This window comes from Pseudomonas sp. P7779 (assembly GCF_013386315.1).
GTDB lineage: Bacteria > Pseudomonadota > Gammaproteobacteria > Pseudomonadales > Pseudomonadaceae > Aquipseudomonas.
In genome coordinates, this window is record NZ_JACARZ010000026.1 from 54,704 (window position 1) to 81,633 (window position 26,930).

25 protein-coding genes and 1 other RNA gene are annotated in these 26,930 nt (G+C 58.5%); 8 read left to right on the forward strand and 18 right to left on the reverse strand.

The features are described from left to right. Positions 1 to 3: 3 nt before the first annotated feature. The 8 genes from HX869_RS09580 to grpE all read right to left on the reverse strand — a co-directional run bounded on the left by HX869_RS09580 (position 4) and on the right by grpE (position 10,470). Positions 4 to 408 carry an MFS transporter gene (locus HX869_RS09580; RefSeq protein WP_178903015.1) on the reverse strand — a complete coding sequence of 135 codons (405 nt, stop codon included), beginning with the start codon at positions 406 to 408 and terminating at the stop codon, positions 4 to 6. Positions 409 to 436: 28 nt separating this feature from the next. After that, complete coding sequence (gene greA, locus HX869_RS09585) at positions 437 to 913, reverse strand: transcription elongation factor GreA (RefSeq protein ID WP_003212209.1); 477 nt, start codon at positions 911 to 913, stop codon at positions 437 to 439. Then, a complete protein-coding gene (gene carB, locus HX869_RS09590) occupies positions 910 to 4,131 on the reverse strand; it encodes a carbamoyl-phosphate synthase large subunit (protein ID WP_003212212.1) in 3,222 nt (1,073 codons plus the stop codon). Before carB ends, greA begins: the two co-directional genes overlap by 4 nt. A gap of 105 nt (positions 4,132 to 4,236) precedes the next feature. Continuing rightward, positions 4,237 to 5,373 (reverse strand): glutamine-hydrolyzing carbamoyl-phosphate synthase small subunit, encoded by a 1,137-nt coding sequence (gene carA, locus HX869_RS09595; RefSeq protein WP_003212214.1) that lies wholly within the window; start codon positions 5,371 to 5,373, stop codon positions 4,237 to 4,239. Positions 5,374 to 5,632: 259 nt separating this feature from the next. Then, entirely contained in the window at positions 5,633 to 6,439 is an 807-nt protein-coding gene (gene dapB / locus HX869_RS09600) for a 4-hydroxy-tetrahydrodipicolinate reductase (RefSeq protein ID WP_178903016.1), read from the reverse strand. 10 nt (positions 6,440 to 6,449) lie between these two features. Continuing rightward, positions 6,450 to 7,574: a molecular chaperone DnaJ gene (gene dnaJ, locus HX869_RS09605; protein WP_003212219.1), complete on the reverse strand. Its 1,125-nt coding sequence runs from the start codon at positions 7,572 to 7,574 to the stop codon at positions 6,450 to 6,452. Positions 7,575 to 7,890: 316 nt separating this feature from the next. After that, positions 7,891 to 9,807: a molecular chaperone DnaK gene (gene dnaK, locus HX869_RS09610; protein ID WP_003212222.1), complete on the reverse strand. Its 1,917-nt coding sequence runs from the start codon at positions 9,805 to 9,807 to the stop codon at positions 7,891 to 7,893. A gap of 102 nt (positions 9,808 to 9,909) precedes the next feature. Continuing rightward, positions 9,910 to 10,470 carry a nucleotide exchange factor GrpE gene (gene grpE / locus HX869_RS09615; RefSeq protein ID WP_003212224.1) on the reverse strand — a complete coding sequence of 187 codons (561 nt, stop codon included), beginning with the start codon at positions 10,468 to 10,470 and terminating at the stop codon, positions 9,910 to 9,912. A gap of 253 nt (positions 10,471 to 10,723) precedes the next feature. Between grpE and recN the strand changes: the two genes are divergently transcribed. Further along, positions 10,724 to 12,397 carry a DNA repair protein RecN gene (gene recN, locus HX869_RS09620; protein WP_008436836.1) on the forward strand — a complete coding sequence of 558 codons (1,674 nt, stop codon included), beginning with the start codon at positions 10,724 to 10,726 and terminating at the stop codon, positions 12,395 to 12,397. A 96-nt stretch (positions 12,398 to 12,493) separates the two neighbouring features. Here recN and fur read toward each other — a convergent pair whose 3' ends face one another. Continuing rightward, complete coding sequence (fur, locus tag HX869_RS09625; protein WP_003212228.1) at positions 12,494 to 12,898, reverse strand: ferric iron uptake transcriptional regulator; 405 nt, start codon at positions 12,896 to 12,898, stop codon at positions 12,494 to 12,496. A gap of 98 nt (positions 12,899 to 12,996) precedes the next feature. Here fur and HX869_RS09630 point away from each other — a divergent pair, with 98 nt between their 5' ends. Beyond that, a complete protein-coding gene (locus tag HX869_RS09630) occupies positions 12,997 to 13,524 on the forward strand; it encodes an outer membrane protein assembly factor BamE (protein ID WP_003212232.1) in 528 nt (175 codons plus the stop codon). A 62-nt stretch (positions 13,525 to 13,586) separates the two neighbouring features. On the opposite strand, the gene HX869_RS09635 is transcribed toward HX869_RS09630, so the two are convergent. Next, a complete protein-coding gene (locus HX869_RS09635) occupies positions 13,587 to 13,901 on the reverse strand; it encodes an RnfH family protein (RefSeq protein ID WP_177009217.1) in 315 nt (104 codons plus the stop codon). Continuing rightward, entirely contained in the window at positions 13,894 to 14,328 is a 435-nt protein-coding gene (locus HX869_RS09640; protein ID WP_003212236.1) for a type II toxin-antitoxin system RatA family toxin, read from the reverse strand. Before HX869_RS09640 ends, HX869_RS09635 begins: the two co-directional genes overlap by 8 nt. A gap of 168 nt (positions 14,329 to 14,496) precedes the next feature. Here HX869_RS09640 and smpB point away from each other — a divergent pair, with 168 nt between their 5' ends. Further along, positions 14,497 to 14,979: an SsrA-binding protein SmpB gene (smpB, locus tag HX869_RS09645; RefSeq protein ID WP_003212238.1), complete on the forward strand. Its 483-nt coding sequence runs from the start codon at positions 14,497 to 14,499 to the stop codon at positions 14,977 to 14,979. Positions 14,980 to 15,034: 55 nt separating this feature from the next. Here the strand turns inward: smpB and HX869_RS09650 are convergent, their stop codons facing one another. Further along, entirely contained in the window at positions 15,035 to 15,802 is a 768-nt protein-coding gene (locus tag HX869_RS09650; protein ID WP_003212240.1) for an FCD domain-containing protein, read from the reverse strand. A gap of 261 nt (positions 15,803 to 16,063) precedes the next feature. Here HX869_RS09650 and HX869_RS09655 point away from each other — a divergent pair, with 261 nt between their 5' ends. From HX869_RS09655 to ssrA, 4 genes are all read left to right on the forward strand, one after another. Then, the gene (locus tag HX869_RS09655) at positions 16,064 to 17,758 is read left to right on the forward strand and encodes a lactate permease LctP family transporter (RefSeq protein WP_003212243.1); all 1,695 of its coding nucleotides are present in this window, start codon (positions 16,064 to 16,066) and stop codon (positions 17,756 to 17,758) included. A gap of 70 nt (positions 17,759 to 17,828) precedes the next feature. Further along, positions 17,829 to 20,639 carry an FAD-binding and (Fe-S)-binding domain-containing protein gene (locus HX869_RS09660; RefSeq protein ID WP_178903017.1) on the forward strand — a complete coding sequence of 937 codons (2,811 nt, stop codon included), beginning with the start codon at positions 17,829 to 17,831 and terminating at the stop codon, positions 20,637 to 20,639. A 186-nt stretch (positions 20,640 to 20,825) separates the two neighbouring features. Next, positions 20,826 to 21,110, forward strand: a complete 285-nt coding sequence (locus HX869_RS09665; RefSeq protein ID WP_003212250.1) for a hypothetical protein — start codon at positions 20,826 to 20,828, stop codon at positions 21,108 to 21,110. Positions 21,111 to 21,213: 103 nt separating this feature from the next. After that, positions 21,214 to 21,607, forward strand: a transfer-messenger RNA (tmRNA) gene (gene ssrA / locus HX869_RS09670). A gap of 77 nt (positions 21,608 to 21,684) precedes the next feature. Here the strand turns inward: ssrA and tatC are convergent. The 3 genes from tatC to HX869_RS09685 are packed head-to-tail and all read right to left on the reverse strand — an operon-like array spanning position 21,685 to position 23,034. Continuing rightward, on the reverse strand, positions 21,685 to 22,461 hold the full coding sequence (tatC, locus tag HX869_RS09675) for a twin-arginine translocase subunit TatC (protein ID WP_043226579.1): 777 nt from the start codon (positions 22,459 to 22,461) through the stop codon (positions 21,685 to 21,687). Between the two features lie 11 nt (positions 22,462 to 22,472). Then, positions 22,473 to 22,787: a Sec-independent protein translocase protein TatB gene (tatB, locus tag HX869_RS09680; RefSeq protein ID WP_003212255.1), complete on the reverse strand. Its 315-nt coding sequence runs from the start codon at positions 22,785 to 22,787 to the stop codon at positions 22,473 to 22,475. A gap of 10 nt (positions 22,788 to 22,797) precedes the next feature. Then, complete coding sequence (locus HX869_RS09685) at positions 22,798 to 23,034, reverse strand: twin-arginine translocase TatA/TatE family subunit (protein ID WP_003212256.1); 237 nt, start codon at positions 23,032 to 23,034, stop codon at positions 22,798 to 22,800. Between the two features lie 236 nt (positions 23,035 to 23,270). Here HX869_RS09685 and HX869_RS09690 point away from each other — a divergent pair, with 236 nt between their 5' ends. Then, entirely contained in the window at positions 23,271 to 24,218 is a 948-nt protein-coding gene (locus HX869_RS09690; protein ID WP_003212258.1) for a GlxA family transcriptional regulator, read from the forward strand. 68 nt (positions 24,219 to 24,286) lie between these two features. Here HX869_RS09690 and HX869_RS09695 read toward each other — a convergent pair whose 3' ends face one another. The 3 genes from HX869_RS09695 to HX869_RS09705 all read right to left on the reverse strand — a co-directional run bounded on the left by HX869_RS09695 (position 24,287) and on the right by HX869_RS09705 (position 26,622). Further along, positions 24,287 to 24,748, reverse strand: a complete 462-nt coding sequence (locus tag HX869_RS09695; protein ID WP_003212260.1) for a DUF4440 domain-containing protein — start codon at positions 24,746 to 24,748, stop codon at positions 24,287 to 24,289. 123 nt (positions 24,749 to 24,871) lie between these two features. Continuing rightward, positions 24,872 to 25,726 carry a DJ-1/PfpI family protein gene (locus HX869_RS09700; protein WP_003212262.1) on the reverse strand — a complete coding sequence of 285 codons (855 nt, stop codon included), beginning with the start codon at positions 25,724 to 25,726 and terminating at the stop codon, positions 24,872 to 24,874. Between the two features lie 149 nt (positions 25,727 to 25,875). Then, complete coding sequence (locus HX869_RS09705) at positions 25,876 to 26,622, reverse strand: SDR family oxidoreductase (protein WP_003212263.1); 747 nt, start codon at positions 26,620 to 26,622, stop codon at positions 25,876 to 25,878. Positions 26,623 to 26,930 lie beyond the last annotated feature (308 nt).

Consider the following 26,930-nt stretch of genomic DNA (forward strand, 5'->3'; position numbering starts at 1 on the left):
GGGTCACGGGCGTGCTTCGCACGCCCTGCCACTCCATCCTGGCGCCGGCTGTACAACCAGCACCAACCCGGAAAACCCTAGCACAAGATAGCTGAACAGCTGCCAGCGCAACGCCTCCGGCAGAAAGATGCGCACCACGTAAAACATTGCGCACGCATACAGCGCCATCAACAGCAGTTGCCCGCGAATATCCCGCCACAGACTCCCCAAGCCTTCGGCCTTGATCAGCACCAGCGCCTGAAGCGTCACGCACGCCGCTGCAAAACCTACCAGCAACGCATTTAATAATCCGCTGACCTCATCGATCAGCAACGGTGCCAGGCCAATCAGGCCCAGCGCCGGCAGCACACCAATATGTAACAGCCATAGGCCGCCAACCCAAAGCATCTGGGCAAACTGCCAAAGCATGGCGCCCGCACGAAGCGGGCGCCGTCTTTCAGATGTGACGAACTTCGACAATCTCGTACTCGATCACGCCACCAGGCGTCTTGACGGCCACCACGTCACCCTCTTCCTTGGCAATCAAGGCGCGGGCCAGCGGCGAACCGACGGAGATCTTGCCGAGTTTGAAGTCGGCCTCGTCTTCACCCACGATGTGGTAAACCACGCTTTCGTCAGTCTCGACGTTGGCGATTTCCACGGTGGTGCCGAAAATCACCTTGCCGGTATGCGGGATAGTCGTGACGTCGATAACCACCGAATTCTGCAGGCGGCCTTCGATGTCACGGATCCGCGCCTCGACCATACCTTGCTGCTCGCGGGCAGCATGGTATTCAGCGTTTTCCTTCAGGTCACCCAATTCCCGGGCCGTACCGATGTCCTGGCTCAGCTTTGGACGGACGACCTTGGTCAGGTGGGCGTGCTCTTCTTCCAGGGCTTTTGCGCCCTGGACGGTCATTGGGTATTTGATCATGCCTTCAATCCTGCGTGTAGATCCTGCAAGCGACGCACGGTTTTTTCAGGACCGAACTTCAGCGCTTCGCAGATAGCTTCGCCAGCAGCAATGGTGGTGGTGCAGTAGATCTTGTGCTGCAAGGCGTTACGACGAATGGAGTAGGAGTCCGCGATCGACTGGCGACCTTCGGTGGTGTTGATGATCAAGGTGACTTCGTCATTCTTGATCATGTCGACCACGTGTGGACGGCCTTCCGTCACCTTGTTCACGCGACGCACTTTCAGGCCGGCAGCCTCGATCAGCTTGGCGGTCCCGGCAGTGGCCACGACTTCGAAGCCCAAGTTGATCAGATCACGGGCCACGCCTGCAACCAGCGGCTTGTCATCATCGCGCACGCTGATGAACGCAGTACCGCCGGTAGGCAGCACTTCGCTGGCGCCCATCTGGGCTTTGGCGAATGCTTCACCGAAGGTATCGCCCACGCCCATCACTTCACCGGTGGACTTCATCTCCGGGCCCAGGATCGGGTCCACACCAGGGAATTTGGCGAATGGGAACACCGCCTCTTTCACACTGTAGAAGTTCGGAATGATTTCCTTGGTGAAGCCGATTTCCTTCAAGGTCTTACCGGCCATCACACGGGCAGCAATCATTGCCAGGGAAACTCCGATGCACTTGGAAACAAACGGCACGGTACGCGAGGCGCGCGGGTTGACTTCGATGACGTAGATGTCTTCGCCTTGCAGCGCCAACTGTACGTTCATCAGGCCGACCACGCCCAGCTCCAGGGCCATTTTCTTGACCTGTTCGCGCATCTCGTCCTGGATGTGTGCAGGCAGCGAGTATGGCGGCAGCGAGCAAGCGGAGTCACCGGAGTGAACGCCAGCCTGTTCGATGTGCTGCATGATCGCGCCGATCACCACGTCGGTGCCGTCGCAGACCGCATCCACGTCCATCTCGATGGCGCAGTTGAGGAAGTGGTCCAGCAGCACCGGGCTGTCGTTGGACACTTTCACCGCATCACGCAGGTAACGCTTGAGTTCGTCTTCTTCGTAGACGATTTCCATCGCCCGGCCACCCAGTACGTAGGACGGACGCACCACCAGCGGGTAACCAATCTTGCTGGCCGCGCGGATCGCTTCGTCTTCGCTGCGCACAGTGGCGTTTGGCGGCTGACGCAGGTTCAGGCGCTCAACCATCTGCTGGAAGCGCTCACGATCTTCAGCGCGGTCGATAGCGTCAGGGCTGGTGCCGATGATTGGTACGCCAGCAGCTTCAAGTGCGCGAGCCAGTTTCAACGGGGTTTGGCCGCCGTACTGGACGATCACGCCTTTTGGCTTCTCGACGCGGCAGATTTCCAGTACGTCTTCCAGCGTTACCGGCTCGAAGTACAGACGGTCGGAAGTGTCGTAGTCAGTAGAAACAGTTTCCGGGTTGCAGTTGACCATGATGGTCTCGTACCCGTCTTCGCGCAGGGCGAGAGCGGCGTGTACGCAGCAATAATCGAACTCGATGCCTTGGCCGATACGGTTTGGACCGCCGCCCAGGATCATGATCTTGTCGCGGCCCGACGGCGCGGCTTCGCACTCTTCCTCGTAGGTGGAGTACATGTATGCAGTGTCGGTGGCGAACTCGGCCGCACAGGTATCAACGCGCTTGTAGACCGGGAAGATGTCCAGCTTGTGGCGATGGGTGCGCAGGTTCTTCTCGGTCACGCCCAGCAGCTTGGCCAGACGCATGTCGGAGAAACCTTTGCGCTTGAGGCGGAACATCAGGTCGCGGTCGATGGAGGACAGACCGAGGGTCTTGACCTTCTCTTCTTCCTTGATCAGATCTTCGATCTGCACCAGGAACCACGGGTCGATCATGTTCATGCCGAAGATGTCTTCGACGGTCATGCCGGCGCGGAAAGCATCGGCCACGTACCAGATACGCTCGGCACCCGGCACGGTCAGCTCGCGCTTGAGCACGCTCATGCTTTCCGGGTTGCTCAGGTCGAGCTTCTCGTCCAGGCCGCAAACGCCCACTTCCAGGCCGCGCAGGGCTTTCTGCAGGGACTCCTGGAAGGTCCGGCCGATGGCCATGACTTCACCGACCGACTTCATCTGAGTGGTCAGGCGGGCGTCGGCTTTCGGGAATTTCTCGAAAGCGAAGCGTGGCAGCTTGGTGACGACGTAATCGATCGACGGCTCGAAGGAAGCCGGTGTTGCGCCGCCGGTGATTTCGTTCTGCAGCTCGTCCAGGGTGTAACCGATCGCCAGCTTGGCGGCGATGCGCGCAATCGGGAAGCCGGTAGCTTTCGATGCCAGCGCCGAAGAACGCGATACACGCGGGTTCATCTCGATCACAACCATGCGGCCAGTGTCCGGGCAGATGCCGAACTGGACGTTGGAGCCACCGGTTTCCACACCGATCTCACGCAGCACCGCCAAAGAGGCGTTACGCATGATCTGGTATTCCTTGTCCGTCAGGGTCTGTGCCGGCGCAACGGTGATCGAGTCACCGGTGTGCACGCCCATCGGGTCGAAGTTTTCGATCGAGCAGACGATGATGCAGTTGTCCTTCTTATCGCGGACAACCTCCATCTCATATTCTTTCCAGCCGATCAGGGATTCGTCGATCAGCAGCTCTTTGGTCGGAGACAGGTCCAGGCCGCGGGCGCAGATTTCTTCGAACTCTTCACGGTTGTAAGCGATACCGCCGCCGGTGCCGCCCATGGTGAAGGACGGACGGATGATGCACGGGAAGCCCAGGCGCTCCAGGACCGCGTTGGCCTCTTCCATGCTATGGGCGATACCGGAACGCGGGCAATCAAGGCCGATGGACTTCATGGCCTTGTCGAAACGCGAACGGTCTTCAGCCTTGTCGATGGTGTCGGCATTGGCGCCGATCATCTCTACGCCGAACTTCTCCAGGACGCCTTCGCGCTCCAGGTCCAGTGCGCAGTTCAGGGCGGTCTGGCCACCCATGGTTGGCAGCAGTGCGTCCGGACGCTCTTTCTCGATGATCTTGGCAACGGTCTGCCACTTGATCGGCTCGATGTAGGTGGCGTCGGCCATGTCCGGGTCGGTCATGATGGTGGCCGGGTTGGAGTTCACCAGGATGACGCGGTAGCCCTCTTCGCGCAGGGCCTTACAGGCCTGGGCGCCGGAGTAGTCGAATTCGCAGGCCTGGCCGATCACGATCGGGCCAGCGCCGAGAATCAGGATGCTTTTTATGTCTGTACGTTTTGGCATGGGTTTGTCACTCAAATCCGCAGGTCAGTCGGCAAGCCGTCTTGAACAATCTTTGAAGAGCCCGAGGGGGCCGCCGGTTTCCCGGGCCGCCCTCAGGCCGCTCAGTTAGCGTCGCTTGGCCATCTCATTGATGAAACGGTCGAACAGCGGCGCTACGTCGTTCGGGCCCGGGCTTGCTTCAGGGTGGCCCTGGAAGCTGAACGCGCTCTTGTCGGTGCGCTCGATACCTTGCAGGGAACCGTCGAACAGCGACTTGTGAATCGCCCGGACGTTGCCCGGCAGCGTCGCTTCATCCACCGCAAAACCGTGGTTCTGGCTGGTGATCATCACGACGCCGGTGTCCAGATCTTGCACCGGGTGGTTGGCACCGTGGTGGCCGTGACCCATTTTCAGGGTCTTGGCGCCGGAAGCCAGGGCCAGCAGTTGGTGGCCGAGGCAGATGCCGAACACCGGGATCTCGGTTTCCAGCACTTCCTTGATCGCCTTGATGGCGTAGTCGCAAGGCTCCGGGTCACCCGGGCCGTTGGACAGGAACACGCCGTCCGGCTGCAGGGCCAGTACGTCGTTGGCCGGGGTCTGTGCAGGCACCACGGTCACGCGGCAACCGCGCTCGACCAGCATGCGCAGGATGTTGTGCTTGATACCGTAGTCGTAGGCCACGACGTGGTACGGCAGTTCGGAAGCTTCGATGGTCGCGTGGCTGTCGGTCTTCAAGTCCCAGACGGTGGAGCGCCACTCGTACGTTTCCTTGGTGCTGACGACTTTCGCCAGATCCATGCCTTTCAGGCCAGGGAAACCTTGGGCCGCTGCAATCGCTGCTTCTTCGGAGATGTTGTCACCGGCCATGATGCAGCCGTTCTGCGAGCCTTTTTCACGCAGGATGCGTGTCAGGCGACGCGTATCGATACCGGCGATCGCCACAACGTTGTTGGCTTTCAGGTAATCGGACAGGGACATCGTGTTACGCCAGTTGCTCGCTACCAGTGGCAGGTCACGAATGACCAGGCCAGCCGACCAGACACGATCAGACTCGGCGTCTTCCGGTGTAGTACCGGTGTTGCCGATGTGCGGATAGGTCAGGGTAACGATCTGTTGGGCGTAGGAAGGATCAGTAAGGATTTCCTGATAGCCGGTCATGGCGGTGTTGAACACCACCTCTCCAACGGTCTGACCGTCGGCTCCAATGGCTTCGCCGCGAAAAATGCTGCCATCAGCAAGGGCGAGTATGGCTGGCTTAGTCAAGAAGACCTCCCGTAAATAAAGCCTGAAAGGGCGATCGCAGGTTGTAAAAAAGCGGAGTGACGTATGGACACGTCACCCCGCTTCTTCACTGAATTATTCTGCGCGCTTTTAGTGGACACACTAAAGCTGTAGCTTACAGAAAAAGGCTTTTTTGGTCCACCGCTAATGAGCCTTAAAGGCAGGGGAATGCGACAGGACGTCGCCTAGCGGGTAAAAACGGGGTCTCAGCATATTCCTGAGACCCCGTTTTAGCTACTTCTTAATGCAGGTCCAGCACGTCGCGCATGTCGTACAGGGCCGGCGTACGACCCTCCAGCCACAGCGCCGCACGTACGGCACCCTTGGCGAACGTCATGCGGCTAGACGCCTTGTGAGTGATCTCAAGACGCTCACCCTCGGTTGCGAACAACACCGTGTGATCGCCCACCACATCACCGCCGCGAACGGTGGCAAAACCGATGGTGTCGTGGGCGCGAGCCCCGGTATGACCTTCACGACCATACACCGCCACCTTTGACAGGTCACGACCCAGGGCATCGGCAATCGCCTCGCCCATACGCAATGCCGTACCGGACGGCGCATCGATCTTGTGCCGGTGATGAGTCTCGATGATCTCGATGTCAGCCTCATCACCCATCACCCGCGCCGCCATGTCGAGCAGCTTCAGCGACAGATTGACGCCGACGCTGAAATTGGCCGCGAACACGATTGGAATATCCTTGCCCGCCTCCACCAGCAGCTGCTTTTGCTCGGCGCTCAGGCCCGTTGTGCCGATCACCATGGCCTTGCCCGCCTTGCGGCAGAACGCCAGGTTTTTCAGCATCACGTCCGGCAGGGTGAAATCGATCAGCACGTCGAACTCGTCGGCAACCTGCTCCAGATTGCCGGACAACGAAACGCCGATCCGCCCCAGGGACGCCAACTCACCCGCATCCGCACCAATCAAGGTGCTGCCGGGACGAACAATCGCCGCCGTCAGCCCGGAGGCCGGCGAGCTTGCCTGCACGGCCTCGACCAGGGTCTTGCCCATGCGCCCGGCAGCGCCCATCACCGCGATACGTCGCATACTCACTTCCTTACAGGTCGCCGAAGAAGCGCTTCACGCCTTCGAACCAGCCGGTGGTCTTTGGCGAATGAGTGTCATCGCCGGCCAGGGAGCTGCGGAACTCTTCCAGCAGTTCGCGCTGACGACGCCCCAGGTTCACCGGCGTCTCTACCGCCACACGGCACATCAGGTCACCAGCACCGCCACCGCGCACCGGCGCAACGCCTTTGCCACGGATACGGAACTGCTTGCCGGTCTGCGTACCCTCAGGGATCTTCAGCTTGACCCGACCGTCCAGCGTCGGAATCTCAAGCTCGCCACCCAGGGCCGCATCGACAAAGCTGATCGGCACTTCACAGAACAAATGCTTGCCGTCGCGCTGGAAAATCGAGTGCTCGCGCACATTGATCACCACATACAGGTCGCCCGTCGGGCCGCCCTGAGTGCCCGCCTCGCCTTCGCCCGACAAACGAATGCGGTCGCCAGTATCAACACCCGCCGGCACTTTCACCGAGAGAGTCTTGTACTCTTCGACACGCCCTTCGCCGTGGCACGAGTCGCACGGATCGGAAATGATCTTGCCCTGGCCGTGGCAGCGCGGGCAGGTTTGCTGCACCGAGAAGAAGCCTTGCTGCATGCGTACCTGGCCGATACCGCCGCAAGTCGGGCAAGTGATCGGCGAGGAGCCTTTCTTGGCACCCGAACCGTCGCACGGCTTGCAATTGACCAGCGTCGGAACACGGATATTGACGCTGGTACCGCGCACCGCTTCTTCCAGGTTCAGCTCCAGGGTGTAGCGCAGGTCGCTGCCACGCTGGGCACCGCCACGCTGGCCACCGCGGCCGCCGCCAAAGAAGTCGCTGAACACGTCGCCGAAAATATCGGAGAAGTTCTGCCCGCCGAAACCGGCACCGCCGCCACCCATGCTTGGGTCGACACCGGCATGGCCATACTGGTCGTAAGCGGCGCGCTTGTTCGGATCACACAGGCATTCGTAGGCCTCATTGGCCTCTTTGAACAGCTCTTCGGATTCTTTGCTATCCGGATTACGGTCCGGGTGGTGCTTCATCGCCAGGCGACGGTAAGCCTTTTTCAGGTCCGCCTCGCTGGAGCCACGCTCCACACCCAACACTTCGTAATAGTCACGCTTTGCCATAAGTCTTTGCACTCTTAAGGACGTCCGGCAAAACCCTCCTGAGCCTTGCCAAACTCGTTGAGCCCCAATACAGGCCCGGACCCAACTCACGTCAATTCAACGATCCTGGTCGTTACTGCTTTCAACCGGAAACCGGCCAAAAACGCGGTGAGTGTCGTCCGGAAAGCAGGAGCATTCCCGATCACACCGCCAGCATCCGAGCGTTGTCGCATGCTGTAAAAATTCGCGTACCCCAGACACGCCAACGCGGGAGCAAGCTCCCGCGCGGCGACATCCTACCAGTCACCGCTTGTGAGCGGTCAACCGGGCGACCAAGTTACTTCTGGTCTTTGACTTCTTCGAACTCGGCATCGACAACATCGTCGTGCTTGGCTTCAGGTTCTGCCTGGTGTGCAGCACCATCAGCCGGCTGGCCTTGTTCGGCGTACATTTTCTGAGCCACTGGCGCAGAGACTTTCGACAGCTCTTCAACCTTGGCTTCGATGGCGGCCTTGTCGTCGCCTTTAACGGCGGCTTCTAGGGCAACTACTGCGGCTTCGATTGCAGTTTTCTCTTCGGCAGTCACTTTGTCGCCAGCATCAGCGATCATTTTGCGAGTCGAGTGAACCAGTGCATCACCCTGGTTACGGGCAGCGGCCAGCTCTTCGAACTTGCGGTCTTCGTCAGCGTTGGCTTCAGCGTCACGGATCATCTGCTGGATTTCTTCCTCGGACAGACCCGAGTTAGCCTTGATCACGATCGACTGAGTCTTGCCGGTGGCCTTGTCTTTGGCGCCTACGTGCAGAATGCCGTTGGCGTCGATGTCGAAGGTCACTTCAATTTGCGGCACGCCACGTGGTGCTGGTGGAATCTCGGCCAGGTCGAACTTGCCCAGGGACTTGTTCTGACCGGCTTGCTTACGCTCACCTTGCAGCACGTGAATGGTCACGGCGCCCTGGTTGTCATCGGCAGTCGAGAACACTTGCGATTTCTTGGTAGGAATCGTGGTGTTTTTCTCGATCAGCGCAGTCATCACGCCGCCCATGGTTTCGATACCCAGGGTCAGCGGGCTTACGTCCAGCAGCAGAACGTCTTTCACGTCGCCGGCCAATACCGCGCCCTGGATGGCAGCACCCATGGCAACTGCTTCGTCCGGGTTCACGTCTTTACGCGCTTCTTTACCGAAGAACTCGGTCACCAGCTTCTGAACCAGTGGCATACGGGTCTGACCGCCCACCAGGATCACGTCGTTGATCGCGCCAACGTCGATACCCGAGTCTTTCAGCGCAATGCGGCAAGGCTCGATGGTGCGTTGAACCAGGTCTTCTACCAGCGCTTCCAGCTTGGCGCGGGAGATTTTCACGTTCAAGTGCTTAGGACCGGTAGCGTCTGCAGTGATGTACGGCAGGTTCACGTCGGTCGAATTGCTCGAAGACAGTTCGATCTTGGCTTTCTCAGCGGCTTCTTTCAGGCGCTGCATGGCCAGCGGGTCACCCTTGAGGTTCATGCCGCTTTCTTTCTTGAATTCGTCAACGAGGTAGTCGATCAGACGAATGTCAAAGTCTTCACCGCCCAGGAACGTGTCACCGTTGGTGGCCAACACTTCGAACTGGTGCTCGCCATCGACTTCAGCGATTTCGATCACGGAAACGTCGAAGGTACCGCCACCCAGGTCGTAAACGATCACAGTGTGGTCGCCCTTGGCCTTGTCCATACCGTAGGCCAGAGCGGCTGCGGTTGGTTCGTTGATGATACGTTTCACGTCCAGGCCAGCAATACGGCCGGCGTCTTTGGTCGCCTGGCGCTGGCTGTCGTTGAAGTAGGCCGGAACGGTGATCACCGCTTCAGTCACGGCTTCACCGAGGTAGTCTTCGGCGGTTTTCTTCATCTTTTTCAAGATTTCAGCCGAGATTTGTGGCGGCGACATTTTCTGGCCGTTCACTTCAACCCAGGCGTCACCGTTGTCAGCCTTGGCGATTTTGTACGGGACCATCTTGATGTCTTTCTGTACGACTTCTTCGTCGAACTTACGACCGATCAGACGCTTCACCGCGTACAGGGTGTTATGCGGATTGGTCACAGCTTGACGCTTGGCGGACTGGCCCACCAGGATTTCGCCGTCGTTGGCATAAGCCACGATGGACGGAGTGGTGCGTGCGCCTTCGGCGTTTTCAATAACTTTGGATACGCCGTTTTCCAGCACGGAGACGCAGGAGTTGGTAGTCCCCAGGTCGATACCGATAATTTTGCCCATGATTTACTCTCCCGAAACTTAGATTTTTTTGCCGCAGCAGTGGTGGCTAACTGCGACAGTACTTAAACGCTTGACTTATAGATGGGGCCGTTACGACTTATTTCAAGCCTGCTCATCAATAGAAGGTGCAACCGGTGCAGGAGCCTTGCTCACCACAACCATTGCCGGGCGCAGCAAGCGACCGTTGAGCTGGTAACCCTTCTGGAACACCTTCAATACGCTGTTCGGCTCAAGATCAGCGTTTTCCTGCATCGCCATTGCCTGGTGATGCTCGGCATTGAACGGCTCGCCGCCTTGCGGATCGATGGCTTCCAGCTGATAACGCTTCAGGGTGTCCTGGAACATTTTCAGGGTCAGTTCGATCCCTTCGCGCATTGGGCGGATGTTTTCGTCGTCCGGGTTGGACAGCTCAAGGCCACGCTCCAGGCTGTCGATGATCGGCAACAGATCACCGGCAAATTTTTCCAGGGCGAATTTGTGAGCTTTTTCTACATCCTGCTCGGCGCGGCGGCGGACGTTCTGCAGATCGGCGGCAACACGCAACGATTGATCCTGTGCGCCTGCCAATTGCTCTTCGAGCACTTGCACACGAGCGGCCAGGTCTTCACCTGCGGCCTGGTTGGCGTCTGGATTTTGCGTATCCTGCGTCTGTTCGTCAGCCATAGATTTCTCCTTTCAAAATCATGCGCGAACTCGACTCGCGCTTCTGTTCCGGTATATGGGGCCACAATTTTCAGGTTCAAGGGTTGAGGCGTTACCAAAAGTCTTTCACTTGTCCTGGATCAATTCTTATCAATCATTCCCTGTTGCGCTTAAAAAGCGATTTATTCAAGCAAATCGGACTAAGCATCAGGATTGTCACCTCCAAACAAAACACTGTATAAATAACCAGACCTAAAGCCTGGGAGCGGCCGTCATGCTGGTGCACCTGTCCGTACATAACTACGCCATCGTTGAACATCTGGATCTTGAACTGGATCGCGGGATGAGCGTAATCACAGGCGAAACCGGCGCCGGCAAGTCGATCATGCTCGACGCCCTGGGCCTGACCCTGGGTGATCGCGCCGACAGCGGGGTGGTACGCCCGGGCGCCGACAAGGCCGATATCCTCGCCACCTTTGACCTGGCCGATATCCCGGAAGCCGAGGCCTGGCTTGCCGAGCGCGACCTTAACAATGAAGGCCCGTGCATCCTGCGCCGGGTGATCACGGCCGAAGGGCGCTCCCGCGGCTATATAAATGGCACGCCCTGCCCGCTCGGCGACCTGAAAGCCCTGGGCGAACTGCTGATCGATATCCACAGCCAGCATGAACACCAGTCCCTGCTGAAAACCGACACCCATCGCCGACTCCTCGACGAATACGCCGGTGCCACCGATCTTGCGCGCCAGGTGCAATTGGCTGCGCAGCGCTGGCGCCAGACCCGCCAGGAGCTGGAGCGCCTCTCCAACTCCGGCGACGAGCAGCGCGCCCGTCACCAGTTGCTCAGCTACCAACTGGAAGAACTGGAAAGCCTGGGGCTCGGCGAGACGGAACTGGAGCAACTGGAACAGGAACACAAGAACCTCACCAACGCCGAAACCCTGCTGGGCATCTGTCGCCAAGTGGTGGAGCAGTGCAGCGAAAGTGATTCCGGCAATGTGCTCAACGCCCTGACTGCCAGCCTGAACCGGCTATCCAGCGTGAATAACGCATCAGGCTCGCTGAACGAAGCCACCACTCTGCTGACCAGCGCGCAAATCCAGGTAGAAGAAGCCGTGGGCGAACTGAACCGCTTTCTCGATCACTTCGATGCCGACCCAGCCCGCCTGCAGGATATAGAAGAGCGCCTGGACACCATCTACACCCTGGCGCGCAAACACCGGATCCAGCCGACCGAAGTCGCAACCATGCAGCAAAAGCTGCTGGATGAAATTGAAACCCTGAACGCCAACGACGAATCCATCGAGCGACTGGGTGAAGAGCTGGCGTCCTTTGCTCGCCATTATCACGAGAAAGCCCGAGAACTCAGCGACCTGCGCCATCAGGCAGCGACCGGCCTGGCCAGCGCGGTGGAGCAGGAAATCCAGCGCCTGGGCATGCCCGGCGGGCGCTTCACCATCGAGTTGCACACTAACACCAGCAATGAACTGCTGCCCAACGGCCTTGAACAGGTAGAACTGCTGGTCAGCGCGAACCCGGGCCAGCCACTCAAGGCACTGGCAAAGGTAGCTTCCGGCGGCGAGCTGTCGCGGATCAGCCTGGCGATTCAGGTGATCACCGCCCAGACCTCTCGCGTGCCAACACTGGTATTCGATGAAGTGGACGTAGGGATCGGCGGCCCGACTGCCGAGATCGTGGGCCAGTTGCTGCGCCGGCTGGGCGATCGCGGCCAGGTACTGACCGTTACCCACTTGCCACAAGTAGCTGCCCAAGGGCATCAGCACTTGTTCGTGCACAAGGTGCGAGGCAGCGATGCGACCCATACCGCCGTGTCCAAGCTGAACAAGACCGAACGGGTAGAAGAAGTGGCGCGGATGCTCGGCGGCATCGACTTGACCAAGGAGTCCTTGGCTCACGCGAAGAAAATGGTGGTAACCGCGAAGGCCTGAAGCCTGGCTTACTGAGTATTTTCTTTCTATAGAAAGCACGAAGGCGACCCTAGGGTCGCCTTCGATCGTTTCGCAGAGCGAATCTGCGTAGCTTTCTTACTTTTTCTTACGTATGTAGAGAACCAGATTGTGGTCCACCAAATCGAATCCATGCTGCTCAGCGATCATGTGCTGGAGCTTCTCGATTTCCGGACTGGTGAACTCGATAACCTCATTGGTATCCAGGTCAACCATGTGGTCGTGATGACCGCCGTCGGCCAGTTCGAACACTGCATGACCGCCGTCGAAATTATGACGAACCACCAGTCCTGCTGCTTCAAACTGGGTCAGAACACGGTAAACCGTGGCCAGGCCGACGTCCTCGTTAGACTCCATCAGCGCCTTGTATACATCCTCGGCACTCATGTGGCGCTGCTCAGCAGAATCGAGCATTTGTAGAATCTTGACTCGTGGCAGAGTCACTTTAAGACCGGCTTTGCGTAGTTCGCTATTTTCAACCATGGTTAGCTTTCTCGCGGATGCTGCTTCGCAGCTTCTCTTAATACGGGTATGATCGGCGTTTACGTTGTCCCAGCCAAGATAGTGGAAGTCGCCCACCGATGCAAAACACCAAGCTCTTGCTAACCAGTTTCACCTTTGTGGGACTGCTCGCACTCGCCGGTTGTTCATTCCCCGGGGTTTACAAAATCGACATCCAGCAGGGCAATGTCGTCACGCAGGACATGATAGACCAGTTACGCCCGGGAATGACCCGACGGCAAGTACGGTTTATCATGGGCAATCCCCTGCTGACCGACACATTCCATGCCGATCGCTGGGATTATCTCTATAGCATCCAACCTGGTGGCGGTGAACGCCAGCAGGAGCGGGTCAGTGTCATCTTCAATGGCAATGACCAGCTCGTCAGCCTGTCGGGGGACTTCAAACCGGGCGTAAGCCGCGATGAAGCCTTGCTGGGCAAGGACAACGGCACCACCGCTCCTGCGCCCGCGCAGAACGAGGAGAAGCCCAAGTCCGAGGTACCGGCCAAGCCTGGCTCGTTGCTGGACGAGATCCAGAAAGGCGTCGACGGCGTGCAAACCGTTCCGGTGCCAACTCCAGAACCTCTGGATGCCAGCCCGCAGTAAGTTTGTAACGCTCGATAAAAAGCCCGGCATGCCGGGCTTTTTGTTGTCTACCGTTTCTCAAGCTATGAATTCTGCTGTTTTGCCTTGGCAGCCTTCGCCGCACGCAAACGACGTATCTCCATCGGATCTGCGAGCAATGGCCGATAGATCTCGATTCGGTCTCCAGCCTGCACCACACGCACGTCAGCGTCCGCTACCACCTTGCCGAAAATCCCCAAGGGGCAATCCTGCAGATTCAGCTCCGGAAATTGCGCAGCCATTCCCGAGCCCAACACTGCGGCCCTGAGGGTTGAGCCCGGCGCTACTGCCAGGCTCATCAACACCTGGCGATCCACCGCGGCGTACACCACCTCGATTTCAACCAATGGCTCAGCCATGCATTTGCTTGGCGCGCTGGCAAAACGCGTCCACCAGAGTATTGGCCGCCTGATTGAACAGTGGCCCCAGGGTGGCACGCACGATAGGGCCGGCATAGTCGAACGACAGGTCTAGGCTGATCTTGCAGGCTTTCTCGTTCAACGCCTTGAACACCCACACACCGTGCAACTGAGTGAACGGACCTTCTTCGAGATTCATCTCGATGGACTGCCCGGGCACCAGCGTGTTGCGCGTGACAAAGTGCTGGCTCAAGCCGCCCTTTGCCACCCCCACGCTGGCAACCATGTGCTCATCACTGCTCTCCAACACCTCGGCAGTCGAACACCAAGGCAGGAACTCCGGGTAACGCGCCACGTCGTTGACCAGGTCATAGAGCGCCTGTGCCGGATAAGGCAGCAGGGCCGAACGTTGAATATGCGTCGTCATGTGAGCGTTATTTCCACAGCTGAGCGGCAAACATCGCGAAAGGACAACAGGATTCGCGAAAGAAAAAAATCAAAAACCAGCCTGCATTGTCCGGGATTCATTCAACACGCTCAAGCACGCAGGTTGACCGTAGCCGACGCGCTCGCAACTCCCTATAATGCCGCCCCTATGGCTAAACAAAAGAAACACCCAACAGGGACCATCGCGCAAAATAAAAAGGCGCGACACGATTACTTCATCGAACATCGTTTCGAGGCTGGTCTGGTCCTGGCCGGCTGGGAAGTAAAAAGTCTGCGTGCCAGCAAGCTGCAGCTGGTCGACAGTTATGTGCTGCTCAAAGACGGCGAGGCATGGCTGCTCGGCAGTCATATCACGCCGCTGATGACCGCGAGCACCCACGTGATCGCCGACCCGGTGCGCACGCGCAAGCTGTTGCTCAATGCCCGCGAGCTGGAAAAGCTCCACGCCGCCGTGCAGCAAAAGGGCTACGCCTGTGTCTGCCTGTCGTGGTACTGGAGCAAGCACCTGGTCAAGTGCGAGATCGCACTGGGCAAGGGCAAGAAGGAATACGACAAGCGTGATACCGAGCGCGAGCGCGATTCCAACCGGGAATTGCAGCGTGCCGTGCGCAACAAGGGCAAGGAAGACTGACTTTCTTGTGACTTGATGTGGATGACGGAGCCCGCTCCCTCATCCACAGCATTTGCTACATCCCTTTGCGCCGTTCCGCCCGGGCCATGCGCTGAACCTCCTGCCGCACTTCCTCCAGCACTTCCTGCACATACAGCAGGTGACGTGTTGAGACTTCCCGTGCCTGCTCGGCGCGCCCCTCGATAATCGCCAGATACAGGTCCCGGTGCTGATTGATCAGCATGTCGCGGGTCTCCGTACGCTGCTGGTACATGCCGCCAATATTGGTCACCACATTACGCTTGAGCAGGTCGAACAGGCCGCGAATGGTGTGCAGCAATACCGCGTTATGGCTGGCCTCGGCGATGGCCAGGTGAAACCTCGCATCCGCCGCGCCCTCTTCCGCCCGGCTCACTTCATCCGACCGCGTGTAGCAATCCTGCAACTCCTCGAACGCTGCCGTTAGCCGCTCGCGGTCCACCTCAGTGGCACGCAACGCTGCGTAATACGCGCACGAGGCCTCCAGGGTCTGACGAAACTCCAGAAGATCACGCTGAGCCTCCGGATTATTTTCCAGCAGATGCAGCAGCGGATCACTGAAGGTTGAACCCAGCGACTCCACCACATAATTGCCACCACCTTGGCGACTGATCAGCAAACCTTTTGCCACCAGCTTCTGGATCGCCTCACGCAACGACGGCCGCGACACCCCGAACTGCTCGGCCAGTGCGCGCTCGGCCGGCAAGCGCTCGCCCGACTTCAGCGTGCCCTCAAGGATCATGCCCTCAAGCTGCTCGACGATGTCGTCAGACAAACGGCGCTGACGCACCTGATCAAACCCCATAGCTCACTCTCCACCATCCCGACCACTCGCCGGGGCCCCTATTCTGGCCTATCGCCGCGTATCCGGCACCTATCAGAACGCCCTCGTTTAAGCCAATCAGCACCCACCAACCCCGACCTACGACCAAAGATTCACAAGCGGCAAATTGACACATCCCCCAGAAGGCTTTTAACCTAGCCAACGGTGATTGTAAATTGGTAATACCAATTACCCAAATCATCCAAGCAGTGCCTGACCAACAACAATTAGGGGCCACCCCATATGCAAACCTGGCAACAGCTCTACAGCCCGCTCGGCAGCCTCGGCCTGTCCGCACTGGCCGCCGTCATTCCTATCGTATTTTTCTTCCTGGCCCTGGCGGTGTTTCGCCTCAAAGGCCACGTTGCGGGCAGCATCACCCTGGCACTGTCGATCCTGGTGGCGATATTTGCCTTCCAGATGCCGGTCGACATGGCGCTCGCCGCCGCCGGTTATGGCTTCGCCTACGGCCTGTGGCCAATCGCCTGGATCATCGTCGCCGCCGTATTCCTGTACAAACTGACGGTCAAGAGCGGCCAGTTCGAAATCATCCGCAGCTCCGTGCTGTCGATTACCGACGACCAGCGCCTGCAAGTGCTGCTGATCGGCTTCTGCTTCGGCGCGTTCCTGGAAGGCGCCGCCGGTTTCGGTGCACCGGTGGCGATTACTGCCGCACTGCTGGTAGGCCTGGGTTTCAATCCGCTGTATGCCGCCGGCCTGTGCCTGATTGCCAACACTGCCCCCGTCGCGTTCGGCGCACTGGGGATTCCGATCATCGTGGCGGGCCAGGTGACGGGCATCGACGCGTTCAAGATCGGCGCCATGGCCGGTCGCCAATTGCCGCTGCTGTCGTTGTTCGTGCCGTTCTGGCTGGTGTTCATGATGGACGGCCTGCGCGGCGTCAAGGAAACCTGGCCTGCCGCGCTGGTTGCGGGCCTGAGCTTCGCCGTTACCCAGTTCTTCACCTCGAACTACATCGGCCCGGAACTGCCGGACATCACCTCGGCCCTGGCCAGCCTGATTTCCCTGACCCTGTTCCTGAAAGTCTGGCAGCCCAAGCGCAGTGCCGGCGCGCAAATCGTTGGCGCAACGTCCGGCACTGCCGTCACTGCCAGCGCCGGTGGCTTTGGCCTGCCTCGCAACACCCTGGCTTCGCCTTACAGCCTGGGGGAAATTTTCAAGGCCTGGTCGCCGTTCCTGATCCTGACCGTGCTGGTCACCATCTGGACCCTCAAGCCGTTCAAGGCGATGTTCGCCGCCGGCGGCGCGATGTACAGCTCGGTATTCAACTTTGCGATCCCGCACCTGGATCAACTGGTGATCAAGGTTGCGCCCATCGTTGCTACGCCAACGGCCATCCCCGCGGTATTCAAGCTTGATCCGATTTCCGCCACCGGCACGGCGATTTTCTTCTCCGCCCTGGTATCGATGCTGGTGCTGAAGATTGATTTCAAAACTGGTCTGACCACCTTGAAAGAAACTTTTTATGAGCTGCGCTGGCCGATCCTTTCCATCGGCATGGTGCTGGCCTTTGCCTTCGTCACCAACTATTCGGGCATGTCATCAACCATGGCCCTGGTGCTGGCGGCTACCGGCGCGGCATTCCCGTTCTTCTCGCCATTCCTTGGCTGGCTCGGGGTATTCCTGACGGGTTCTGATACTTCATCCAACGCACTGTTCAGCTCGCTGCAAGCCACCACCGCGCACCAGATCGGCGTCAACGACACCTTGCTGGTAGCGGCAAACACCAGCGGCGGCGTGACCGGCAAGATGATCTCGCCGCAGTCGATTGCCGTGGCATGCGCCGCCACTGGCCTGGTGGGCAAGGAATCCGACCTGTTCCGCTTTACCCTCAAGCACAGCCTGTTTTTCGCGACGATCGTCGGGCTGATCACCTTGGCCCAGGCTTACTGGTTCACCGGTATGCTGGTGCATTAAGACCTGCACGCGATAGGGTAAGAACCGACGCCGGGCAGCGATTCCGGCGTCTGCTATTTCTGGAGGACCGATGAGCCTGCCTGCTGCTTTTCTGAGCGACGCCGCACAACTGATCCCGAAAGATCGTCGTTTCGACGATCCACTTTCCACCCTCGCCTTCGGCACCGACGCCAGCTTTTACCGACTGATCCCACAACTGGTAATCCGGGTTGAATCGGAAGATGAAGTGGTGGCCCTGCTGCAACTGGCCCAGCGCGACCGCGTGCCGGTGACCTTTCGTGCGGCGGGCACCAGCCTTTCGGGACAGGCCATCAGCGACTCGGTACTGATCGTGCTGGGGGACAATTGGAACGGGCGTGAGATTCGCGGCCAGGGCACACAAATTCGTCTGCAGCCCGGCGTGATCGGGGCGCAGGCCAACGCCTGGCTGGCACCGTTCGGGCGCAAGATCGGCCCGGACCCGGCGTCGATCAATGCCTGCAAGATTGGCGGCATCGTCGCCAACAATGCCAGCGGCATGTGCTGCGGCACGGCGCAGAATACCTATCACACCCTGGCGGGCATTCGCTTGGTGCTGGCCGACGGCAGCCGCCTGGACACGGAAGATCCGGCCAGTGTTGCGGCCTTTCGCCAACGTCACGGCGACCTGCTTGAACGCCTGGCAACCCTGGGTCGCGAAACCCGGGCCAACGCCGAATTGGCTGCAAAAATCCGCCACAAATACCGTCTGAAAAATACCACCGGGTTGTCACTCAACGCCCTGGTGGATTTCGACGAGCCACTGGATATCCTCAGCCATTTGCTGGTCGGCTCCGAAGGCACCCTGGGCTTTATCAGCGCAGTGACCTACGACACGGTGATCGATCACCCGAACAAAGCCTCGGCCCTGATCGTGTTCCCCGATGTGCAAACCTGCTGCAACGCGGTGACCGTACTCAAAACCCAACCTGTTTCAGCGGTTGAACTACTGGACCGCCGCAGCATGCGTTCGGTGCAGGACAAACCCGGCATGCCGGCTTTCGTACAACAATTGTCGGAAAATGCCTGCGCGCTGCTAATCGAGTCCCGCGCGGCTTCGTCCTCGCTGCTGCATGAGCAACTGGCGCTGATCATGGCTTCCCTGGCCAGCTTCCCAGTGGAGAAACAAGTCGACTTCACCGAAGACCCGGTGGAAAACGCCCGCCTGTGGGCGATCCGCAAAGATACCTTCCCCGCCGTCGGCGCCGTGCGTAAAACCGGCACCACCGTGATTATCGAAGACGTGACCTTCCCGGTGGAACAACTGGCCATTGGCGTCAATCGCCTGATCGAGCTGTTCGACAAACATCACTACGACGAAGCGATCCTTTTCGGACACGCCCTGGAAGGCAATCTGCACTTCGTCTTCACCCAAGGCTTCAACAGCGCGCAAGAAGTCGCACGCTACCAGGCGTTCATGGAAGACGTCGCACAACTGGTGGCCGTGGAGTTTGGCGGTTCGTTGAAGGCGGAGCATGGCACCGGTCGCAACATGGCGCCCTTCGTCGAGCTGGAATGGGGCAGCGATGCCTACCAATTGATGTGGCAGCTCAAGCGCCTGCTCGACCCCAACGGCATTCTCAACCCGGACGTGGTGCTCAGCGAAGACCCGCAAATCCACCTCAAGCACCTCAAGCCACTGCCCGCCGCCGACGAGCTTGTGGATAAGTGCATCGAGTGCGGTTTCTGCGAACCGGTGTGCCCGTCGAAGGGGCTGACCCTGAGCCCGCGCCAGCGCATTGTGATCTGGCGCGATATCCAGGCCAGGAAACGCGCCGGTATCGACACCACTGAACTGGAAGCGGCGTATCAATACCAGGGCATCGATACCTGCGCGGCCACCGGGCTTTGCGCCCAACGCTGCCCGGTAGGCATCAATACCGGCGACCTGGTGAAAAAGCTGCGCAGCCGCGACGCCGACCGTACGAAAACCGCCGAATGGCTGTCGACGCACTTCGCCACCGCCTTGCAAGGCGCGCGCTTCACCCTGCACGTAGCCAACGGTGCGCGCATGCTGCTGGGCGCGCCGCGACTGGCGAAGCTCTCGGCCACGGTAACCCGGCTGTCCAAGGGGCAAATCCCGCAGTGGACCAACGCCATGCCGCAACCGGAAAAGGCCATTCGCTTCAGCCCCGCCGTGAGCGATGAGAGACCCCGCGTGGTGTACCTCGCCGCCTGCGTCTCACGTGCGATGGGCCCGGCAGCCGGCGACCACGAACAGATGTCGCTGTACGACAAAACCCGTGGCCTGCTGGAAAAAGCCGGTTACCAGGTAGTCTTTCCCGACAATCAGGACAACCTCTGCTGCGGCCAACCATTCGCATCCAAGGGCTACGCCGAACAAGCCGAACACAAACGCCAGGAACTGATCGGCGCTCTGCTCCACGCCAGCCGTGGCGGCCTCGACCCGATCTACTGCGACACCAGCCCGTGCACCCTGCGCCTGGTCCAGGACCTGGCTGAAACCCGCCTCGACCTCTACGACCCGGTACGCTTTATCCGCACGCACCTGATGGACCGCCTCGACTTCACCCCCCAGGAAGCTCCGATCGCCGTGCACGTCACCTGCAGCACCCAACACCTGGGAGAGAGCCAGGCGCTGATCGACCTGGCCAGGCGTTGCAGCAAAAACGTGGTGATCCCTGAAGGCATTCACTGCTGTGGGTTTGCCGGCGACAAAGGCTTCACCACGCCGGAGCTGAATGCGCACTCACTGCGCAGCCTCAAAGACGCCGTGCAATATTGCAGCGAAGGCATCTCCACCAGCCGTACGTGTGAGATTGGCCTGACACAACACGGTGGAATTGATTACCACGGCCTGGTGTACCTGGTGGATCGAGTAACCCAGGCGCGCGCCCACTAGGGCCGCCCTCTTTGGGTGCAAAACCTAATGATTTCGGGGTTTTTCGACTAATCCAGCGACAAAACAGAACCCCTGCGCGCCGGCGTAGTCATCTGCATAGGCCTCGACAAACGAGGCTCATCAGTGACCTCGCTGGCTGCACGGAAAACCGGCAGCATCGAGCCCTATTTGCACAAGGAGATACCCATGAAGCGTTCCGCTCTTGCTGGTTTGTTCATTACCGCTGCGATGCTGGCGTCCCCCGCGTTTGCGGCCGGAACAAAAGACGATCTGTGCCAAATCAACCTGGACAAAATCAACAACGGTAAAGCGTTGCTCGCCACCGACACCAGCGGCAAATCTGGCGAAATCGACACCGCCGTTTCCCAAGCCAAGGCAGCCCATGCGGCAGGCGATGACAAGAAATGCATCGAGATCACCTCCAAGGCCCTGCAAAGCCTGCAAGACACGGACAAAGGCGGCAATCAGTAACTCGCTGATTGCCCGAGGCCAACCTTCGGGTTGGCCTTCTGTGACCGATTGGCGTACACTGCACAGGCTTGTCACTCACTAAGAAACAACGAGTTACAAGCACGGGGCCGTTTAGGATTCGACGCCGGTTGCGAAACTTTAGGTGCATGCCGAGTTGGTAACAGAACTCGTAAATCCACTGTTGCAACTTCTTATAGTTGCCAATGACGAAACCTACGGGGAATACGCTCTCGCTGCGTAAGCAGCCTTAGCCCTTCCCTCCTGGTACCTTCGGGTCCAGCAATCATCAGGGGATGTCTGTAAACCCAAAGTGATTGTCATATAGAACAGAATCGCCGTGCAGTACGTTGTGGACGAAGCGGCTAAAACTTACACAACTCGCCCAAAGCACCCTGCCCTTCGGGTCGCTGAGGGTTAACTTAATAGAAACGGCTACGCATGTAGTACCGACAGCGGAGTACTGGCGGACGGGGGTTCAAATCCCCCCGGCTCCACCACTTCATCATCTAAAGACGTCCACGGACGTCTTTTTTTGTGCCTGAAATTCAGTAACCAGCAGATGCCGACAACGAACTCACAACCGGGCCACTGGCGATTGTTCCAAGTCGTCTTCGTACTCGCCACGGGGGGTCACCATCGAACTGCATAGCACACCGATTTCGAACAGCAGCCACATCGGCACAGCAAGCAGCGTCTGCGAAAAAATATCCGGCGGCGTAAGAATCATGCCAACCACAAAGCAGCCTATGACCACGTACGGACGAATCTTCTTCATGTATTTGACGTCTACGATGCCGATCCACACCAGCAGCACCACGGCAACGGGAATCTCGAACGCGACGCCAAAAGCGAGAAACAACGTCATGACGAAATCCAGGTAACTGGCAATGTCGGTCATCATCGACACCCCTTGCGGGGTGACGCTGGCGAAGAAGTGGAAAATCAACGGGAACACAAGGAAGTAGGCGAACGCCATGCCTGCGTAGAACAGGGCAATGCTGGAAATCAGCAGCGGTACCGCGACGCGCTTTTCGCGCGTGTACAAACCTGGCGCGATGAAACCCCAGATCTGATAAAGGATCACCGGCATAGCCAGGCACAACGCGACCATAATGGTCAGCTTGAACGGTGTAATAAATGGCGACGCCACATCGGTGGCAATCATCGTCGCACCTTCAGGCAAGAATTTGCGCAACGGCGCCGAGACGAATGTGTAGATCCTCTGCGTGAAGTAGAACAGTCCGCAGAAGATCACGAAGATCGCCAGCACACAACGCAGCAAACGCGATCGCAGTTCGGTGAGGTGTGAGACCAACGACATTGGCTGGTCGTTTTCCGGGATTTCGCTCATGGGACTCGTGGTCATGATGTCGGCTCATTGGTGCAATGCGCGTTCATCGAGACTGGCTCAGCCGGAAGAGCAGGCTGCACTGGCTCGAACTCAACCAGCGGCGTGTGTTCTTCCTGCGCGGGGATATGCTCGTGACGCAATTGGCGGCGAATTTCGTCAGCGCCGAGTTCACGCTCGACGTCCTGTTTGATGATGTTGAAGCTGCGTTTCAAACGCCCAACCCAAAGCCCGGCAGTACGCGCGGCACCCGGCAGTCGCTCGGGGCCCAATACCAGCAGGGCAACGAGAGCAACCAGCAACAGTTCAGAGAAACTGATACCAAACATGCGTCACGACCTATTCTTTGCGGATGGGCTCTTCGAATCGTGGTGCTGTGGCGTCGAGGGTCTGCGGCTGATACAGCGGCTGGACTGGAGGTTGTCCGCCAGTTTTTTCTTCATCACTCATGGCTTTGCGAAACCCCTTGATCGACTCACCGACATCGGTACCCAGGGTCTTGAGTTTCTTGGTGCCGAAAACCAATACGACCACCACCAGAATGACGATCCAGTGTTTCCAGTCAAAAATGCCCATGTCACGTGCCTCTTAAGCCTACAAATCGGCTGTTTTGGAGATAGCCCTTAAGCGTCAGACATGCTGACCTCAGACCGTCGACTGTACGTCTGACGCCCGAAGGCGCAAACGACATATTTCCCTTACTTCCGGCCAATTTCGTTTCAGCATCGACGCGCCTCGAAAAATGAGTTGCTATGGCGTAACTCGAGGGTTATCTATAAAAAAAGCCTTCTGAATATTTGAGGTCGCTCAACATGCATCGCGTTGGATTCTTCGTTTGCCATGGTCACGATGCTCTGGATCTTGCAGGGCCACTTTCTGCTTTTAATCAGGTGAGCACCGCTGCCGGCCATACCCCTTATGATCTTCGTGTCATCTCGACGTCCGGTGGGCTGATTGTTGGCAATGCAGGCCTGCCGATCGAAACAAGGCCGGTCGGCAACCGCAAGTTTGATACCGTGGTGTTTGTAGGCGGAGATATCGAGCCGATGCAGTCACCGGAGAACATCGCGGTTGCCAAGCAATTGGCCTCCAAGGCCTCGCGCGTGGCAAGTGTGTGTACAGGGGCTTTTTTGCTGGCGGAAACCGGCCTGCTGGACGGTCTGAGAGCAACAACGCACTGGAGCTACACCGCACAATTGCAGATGCGCTTCCCCAATATCAGGGTTGAGGGCGATAGCATTTATATCGCGGATGGACGCATCTGGACATCGGCGGGCATCGCCTCCGGAATCGACTTGACGTTGGCCATGATTGAACGGGATATGGGCGCGGAAACTGCGCGCAAAGTCTCCAGGCTCCTGGTCGTTCCCTATCGTCGGCCGGGAGGCCAGTCCCAATTCTCCGCGATGTCACAAATGGAGCCAGAGTCGGATCGCATCCGCATCGCCCTGAACTTTGCCAGAGAACACCTGGCAGAGTCGCTGCCTGTCGAGCGACTTGCTGACGCCGCGAGATTGAGCCTGCGACAGTTCGGACGAGCATTCCGCCGAGAAACGGGTGAAACGCCGGCCAAAGCGGTCGAGCGCTTGCGAGTTGAGGCGGCGTGTTTGCGTCTGCAAGACGGGAGTGAACCAATCGAGCAGATTGCGCTGGCCATAGGGTTCACCGATCCAGAACGCATGCGCAGAGCCTTCGTCAAAATCTACGGGCATCCACCGCAATCCATTCGACGTGAGAGCAGGCTCAGCGGTAGCAGTTGATGGTTCGATGGCCCATCAAGGCTTCGGCAGACCGAAGAGTTTCACCCGGGAATCGCCATCACTTCACCTTAAAGGGCGTGATCGTTCCACATGTCGCGATGCAACTTCCAAACGCCATCCTGTTTCAGGAAGATCAGCGTCTGTTTCCCGCTGTACTTGAGCGTTCCATCGGCATCACGGATCTCGGCATCCGATACTTCGGTAACGGTCTGACCGTCACCGTAAAACTCGTAATTGGCGAAAGACACGGTGTCGGACCTGGCCCCAACATGTTGTTTGCTGAAGTATTCCGTGATTGCCGCGGCTCCAGTGATTTTGCCGCCTCCGGGTGGCAAGAGTGCGCCATCCTTCGTATAAAGACGGCCGATCGCCGCATAATCACCTTGTCCGTAAGCTTGCGCAAATCGTGCATTCTCGGCTTTGATGGCCGCCTCAGGCGGGCGCTGCTGGTCACCTGCAGATGCCTCTACAGAGAAGGTAAACAGCGAGACGCAGGCTGTGAGAGCAGCGGCAATAATATGAAACTTCATCTAATGATTTCCCATTTTGACTTGAGTTAATGAGTGCTGCGCCGGATTGAACAGATCGGGCGCGTGTCAATCGGGCATCATTAGGAGTAAGGGATGCGGCCATAATGATGCCTGCCACTTGTTTCAGCGAACGCCCGGAATTCGTGCGAGCCCCTTGGATGCGTTAGGCAATATTTTGTCGACCATCGCGATGACTTCCGGCCGAGCGTCTCTGGGGTGACCGGAGTGGAACGGCGGATCAGGATCGTATTCAATCGCCAGTTGCGTGAATTCGGCGTCCAGGTTCCCGCGCATTTTCGCGGCAACGCGAATGGCGAAGTCGATGCCTGCCGTTACGCCACCGCCGCTCATGAACCGGCCGTTGTCGTCCTCTACGAAACGATCCGGAACGCCGATCGCGCCATATTCAGCCAGTTTGTTGACGAAGGCCCAGTGGCAAGCGCTTCGCTTACCGTTGAGAACGCCGGCGGCGGCCAGTACGAGCGATCCATTGCAAACCGACGTAATGTGCTTGGCCCCTTCAGCCAGCCGCCGGATCTGCGCCAGGTACTCCGGTTGCATCGGCGCCGATAAATCAGACCCGCCGGGAACCAGGATTAAGTCTGTCTGCTTGATATCAGCCAGTCGTTCGGTGTTGCCGTACACGACCCCAAATTCGAGGGTCACGTTGCCCCCATTGAGGCTTGCATAGCGAACATTTGTATTGGGCAGCCGGTGAAAAATCTCGCTAGGGCCAGCGAAATCGAGAAGCGTACCGCCGTCATAATTTACGATCAAAATATTGAAAGGCTCATCTGGGGCAAGTAGCCCCTTGCTGTCAGCCTGGGCAAAAGCGGACGTGGCATTGCCGAGCAAGGCACCGCCCCCCAGGATCGAGCCGAGCGTGGCAATACTTCCGAACTTGAGAACATCGCGTCGGGAACTGCCCACATTGATAGGCCGCTTGCCAGTTGTGTTGTTTTCATTATTGTCGGTCAAGATATTTCTCCTTGCGCCAGCCCTTCCCGCGGTCGCAGATGAAGTTGGGCTGGACTGAAGAACCACCACGACGAAAAGCGTGGCTGGGTATGATTGAGAGCGGACGAGCCGAAAATACGTCTAGGCCCCCCGAGCAGGAAACCAAGGTCTCACAGTTGCGAGGCACCGCCATCGACGACCAATTCAGTGCCGACGACGTAGCAGGATTCGTCGCTGGCGAGATAGAGCGCCGCGTAGGCAATGTCCTCGGCCTTACCCATGTGGCCTACCGGGACGAATTTCGCGAACTCATTCTTGAAGTGCTGAAGATCGTGCTCTGACATTCCCCATTTACCGAGCAGCGGTGTGTTTATCCCGCCCGGTGCGATTGCGTTGAAGCGGATCTTCCGGTCCAGGAATTCGAATGACCAACTCCGGGCGAGAGACCGCACGGCGGCCTTGGCAGCAGCAGTCAGGGAAATGTTGTGCTTGCCCGTCTGTGCAACAAACGATGTATTCAGAATAAATGAGGCGCCCTCCCGCAAGTCCGGCAGCACCGCCTGAAGTGTGAACACCACGCCCTTGACGTTAATGTCCATGATCTCGTCGTAGAGTGCTTCGTCGATATCGTTGATTGCTGATGGGAACGCTCGGCCCGCATTGGCAAACACGACATCCAGGCCACCGAACGTTTCCTTGATCTCGGCGGCAATCCTGCGCATGTCCTTGATCGAACGTACGTCGCCCTTGAGAACGAGCGCATTCTCACCAAGCTCGGCTTTCACTTGCTCAAATACGGCATCATCGCGCCCCGTAACGGCTACCCGGGCGCCTTCTCCAATGAAGAGCTTCGCGGTCGCGAGGCCAATGCCACTGGTACCGCCGGTGATCAAAGCTGTCTTGTTCTTAAGCCTCATCTTCTGTGCCTCTCTTTGCTTCGTGATTGATCAGGCCCTCGCTCATTGCACAAACACGTTTGTGCGCATGGCGCGCGCTTGATTTCCTGGGCAAATTATGGAAACAGACCCTGATGGCGTAAAGGTCGTATAACCCTCAAAAAACGCCACACCAAGAGGCATCCGAGCATGTGGAGAATTCAGCGTCGCGCCCTGCCTGTACGGGTGGGTACAAGCCTGCGAAAACCTCGCTTCGCTGAACGCGCTCAATAGTGGCAGTGGAGTTTACGTCTACGACGCGGAGCTGGATAAGCAATCAGGATTTGCCA

Excerpts from the sequence above, each read along its gene's own strand:
- smpB (WP_003212238.1), top strand. The coding sequence starts at position 14,497 with ATGGCTAAACAAAAGAAACACCCAACAGGGACCATCGCGCAAAATAAA.
- HX869_RS09650 (WP_003212240.1), bottom strand. The coding sequence starts at position 15,802 with ATGGGGTTTGATCAGGTGCGTCAGCGCCGTTTGTCTGACGACATCGTC.
- dnaJ (WP_003212219.1), bottom strand. The coding sequence starts at position 7,574 with ATGGCAAAGCGTGACTATTACGAAGTGTTGGGTGTGGAGCGTGGCTCC.
- HX869_RS09695 (WP_003212260.1), bottom strand. The coding sequence starts at position 24,748 with ATGAAGTTTCATATTATTGCCGCTGCTCTCACAGCCTGCGTCTCGCTG.
- tatC (WP_043226579.1), bottom strand. The coding sequence starts at position 22,461 with ATGAGCGAAATCCCGGAAAACGACCAGCCAATGTCGTTGGTCTCACAC.
- dnaK (WP_003212222.1), bottom strand. The coding sequence starts at position 9,807 with ATGGGCAAAATTATCGGTATCGACCTGGGGACTACCAACTCCTGCGTC.
- HX869_RS09640 (WP_003212236.1), bottom strand. The coding sequence starts at position 14,328 with ATGACGACGCATATTCAACGTTCGGCCCTGCTGCCTTATCCGGCACAG.
- HX869_RS09685 (WP_003212256.1), bottom strand. The coding sequence starts at position 23,034 with ATGGGCATTTTTGACTGGAAACACTGGATCGTCATTCTGGTGGTGGTC.
- HX869_RS09665 (WP_003212250.1), top strand. The coding sequence starts at position 20,826 with ATGAAGCGTTCCGCTCTTGCTGGTTTGTTCATTACCGCTGCGATGCTG.
- dapB (WP_178903016.1), bottom strand. The coding sequence starts at position 6,439 with ATGCGACGTATCGCGGTGATGGGCGCTGCCGGGCGCATGGGCAAGACC.
- carB (WP_003212212.1), bottom strand. The coding sequence starts at position 4,131 with ATGCCAAAACGTACAGACATAAAAAGCATCCTGATTCTCGGCGCTGGC.
- HX869_RS09690 (WP_003212258.1), top strand. The coding sequence starts at position 23,271 with ATGCATCGCGTTGGATTCTTCGTTTGCCATGGTCACGATGCTCTGGAT.
- HX869_RS09655 (WP_003212243.1), top strand. The coding sequence starts at position 16,064 with ATGCAAACCTGGCAACAGCTCTACAGCCCGCTCGGCAGCCTCGGCCTG.
- HX869_RS09580 (WP_178903015.1), bottom strand. The coding sequence starts at position 408 with ATGCTTTGGCAGTTTGCCCAGATGCTTTGGGTTGGCGGCCTATGGCTG.
- HX869_RS09705 (WP_003212263.1), bottom strand. The coding sequence starts at position 26,622 with ATGAGGCTTAAGAACAAGACAGCTTTGATCACCGGCGGTACCAGTGGC.
- tatB (WP_003212255.1), bottom strand. The coding sequence starts at position 22,787 with ATGTTTGGTATCAGTTTCTCTGAACTGTTGCTGGTTGCTCTCGTTGCC.
- grpE (WP_003212224.1), bottom strand. The coding sequence starts at position 10,470 with ATGGCTGACGAACAGACGCAGGATACGCAAAATCCAGACGCCAACCAG.
- recN (WP_008436836.1), top strand. The coding sequence starts at position 10,724 with ATGCTGGTGCACCTGTCCGTACATAACTACGCCATCGTTGAACATCTG.
- HX869_RS09630 (WP_003212232.1), top strand. The coding sequence starts at position 12,997 with ATGCAAAACACCAAGCTCTTGCTAACCAGTTTCACCTTTGTGGGACTG.
- HX869_RS09660 (WP_178903017.1), top strand. The coding sequence starts at position 17,829 with ATGAGCCTGCCTGCTGCTTTTCTGAGCGACGCCGCACAACTGATCCCG.
- fur (WP_003212228.1), bottom strand. The coding sequence starts at position 12,898 with ATGGTTGAAAATAGCGAACTACGCAAAGCCGGTCTTAAAGTGACTCTG.
- greA (WP_003212209.1), bottom strand. The coding sequence starts at position 913 with ATGATCAAATACCCAATGACCGTCCAGGGCGCAAAAGCCCTGGAAGAA.
- HX869_RS09635 (WP_177009217.1), bottom strand. The coding sequence starts at position 13,901 with ATGGCTGAGCCATTGGTTGAAATCGAGGTGGTGTACGCCGCGGTGGAT.